The following is a 2,598-nucleotide window of genomic DNA, read 5'->3' as shown; positions in this document are numbered from 1 at the left end:
ACCACCGGATTCCCCACCAACACACCCACATCACCCACATTCCGCTTCAACCAACGCACCACCGAAACACTGCTACCAACAGCATCCGACACCAAAATTCTCAGCGATCTGGGTTCCACATTAACCAAGGCGAGAACCAAGGCTTGCGCGTCCGAGTACACCATTTCTTGCGCAACCTGGTCGTTCGCGTTGAAGGAGCGGGTGAGATTTTCACTGCTCCGCACCACCGTGTCGCGGTTCACGTCCTCGAGCATCACCACCCACATGGGCCTGTTGAGATAAAGAGAAGCAAGTTCCCGGTTATTGATCATCGCAGTCGCCCAGTGCGGGTACATCGGGATCAGTCGTCCGATGTTGTGGTCATTGATCACAAGTCGGTAGAGCGAGTCATTTCCCCGCACTGCCGCAACAAGATCAGGCTCCAATGTGAACGCGTTCAGAAGTTCGGAATCACGGCTCAAAACCGATTCCAAAAGTGCTGGACGCTCACTCAGCAAGACAGCCAGACCATCCAGAGAATAAATCAACGCGCCCAGCGCAACGCTCTTTCGGACAGCTGCGAGCAGATCTGCGTTCGCACGAACCAGCTTATCTACCTCCAGAAGTCGTGCGACTTCCTCCTCATCCCCGTCGACGGCCGCAGAAAGCGCACCCCTGACCGCATCAGGTTCCTTGTGCCATATTCGACCGATCAACACATCCCGGTCGTTTATCGAGACACCTTCCGGAGAAATATTCGGGTTACCGGTGAAACGCCCATCGGATACGGCATCCACCAGCTTGGTGACCCACTGCCTGCTGGTCTTCTTCGCCTTCTTGAGGGCGGCCACCGCGTCCAGCTCGGCCCTGAAATCTTCCTTCTCCAGAGCTCCCACAAAACCAGGACGCGCAATCGCCTCAGCAAGAGCCGCGGGAGCCGAGGCCAACAGACCCAAATACTGCCTGTTTTCAGGAGCGTCCAACGCCTCAAGCAGCTTCTTGTTGGCGAAGAAAGCCCTCCAGTGATGAGGAGGAAGATCAATGGACTTCCTCGAGGCAAGCTCCTTCAGCAGACTCTCATGAGGCTCGAGATTGGCGTACGAATCATCGGTGAGAGCAGCAAGCATCTCCCCACCTTCCCCGGACAGCCGATAAAGCGCACTGTCGCCGAGCAGCATGACGTCGAGAAATTCAGTAAGGTCGTCCGCCCCGACCACGGCGTTCAGATAGCCATTATTGAGGGTGTACACAATAGGTCGCTCGTCGGTTGGGCGTTCGGTCCAGAGCCGCACGAGCTGCCGCACATTGGCGCCCGTCTCGATATGCACGTAAAGCTGGCCGATCGTAACGCTTTCATTCAGCATTTCCGAGGCATCGGTATCCGTGTACAACACCTCGGCAAGTCGACGGCGCCGGTCGATGTTAGGAGCCGTGTTCAGTTGTTTGTCTGCTGTCAGCCAGTAGCCGAAGTAGGGGAATCGCAGTGCTGCCGACAGCAGTCCAGGAGCGAGCAGCGGCGATCCCTCACGAACAAACGGGCGGACCGGAGCGCCTCGCCCGGTAAGCAGCCAGCGGAACTGGTCAGGCCGCTGAAGCACATCCGAGTGACCGGCCAGCACAGCCATCAACTCCGGGTCTGCCACCAGCGTCCGCGTGAGGTGGCTCTCGCGCTTGAGAAGCACGTCAAGAGCCGGGTTGGCCGCACGGACCCGGTCGAGCAGCGACGCTTCCGGGCCGAGCACGACGCGGTCGGGCAGCGCGGGAGTCACCGCTTCCCGCAGTGCGTCCTCGAACAGGTCGTCCGCCACACCGTCGAAGCGGTTCGGATCCAGCGCCAGCACATGGGCCACAGCCGGCGTATCAACCGCAGCGAGCAACCACGCCTTCCGGCTCATCAAACGCTCGGCGAAACGAAGGTTGTCCTCCAGGACACTGATCAGCTCCGATGTGCCGGTTGCCAGAATCTCGATCAGTTGCATGTCATCGGCCACTGCATTCAAGAGTGTGGATGTCCCAGTCCACATGCTGACCTGGTTGGAAAACTCCTGGAAGGTCCTCCGCAATTCACGATTTGTGAGCACTTTGACGTAGTCGATGTTATGTACGGGTGCGAGAGCCCAGGCGAGGGCCCACTCCATACTCAGGGATTCCGTGTAAGCGGGCCCGTATTTTTTGTGCACGTGGACTACGGCCGCAGCAAAATCGGGATTCATCGAAATAGCCCACGACATTGGCCCAGGCCCTGCCGTATGCATGATCAGGTCCACTATCCCGTCAAGGGAAGTAATCAGCCGCGGAAAGGAGAGAAGGAAGTAGACGGATTTCGAATCGCTGTTGAGGGCCTCCATGAGCGGGCGCCGCTTGCCCACGACCGTCAAAAGACCCTCTACGGCCTTCGGAAGGGATATAAATTCTTCAAGTCGGACCTTATGGATTTTCGCCATACGCTGCAGTGCCTTAGGGGCATCGGCGAATGCCTCCTGGAGCGTCGGATGCATGTGCAGCAATTTGGCGAATGCCGGAGCGGCGGCTGCCGCCTTGGCCAGGTGCAGGCGTCCGGGCCGCGCAAGCTCCGTGATGGTCGGCACATGCTCCGCCGTCCACGCACCGTCGGCCACC

1 protein-coding gene is annotated in these 2,598 nt (G+C 58.8%); it reads right to left on the bottom strand.

Going from position 1 to position 2,598, the window contains the following annotated elements:
* The coding region (locus ACZ5K7_RS48250) for a hypothetical protein (protein WP_468924961.1) at positions 1–2,598 on the bottom strand (2,598 nt) is incomplete at both ends.

This window comes from Streptomyces sp. NPDC031497, from assembly GCF_055580905.1.
This window is presented reverse-complemented; position numbering and strand designations above follow the sequence as displayed.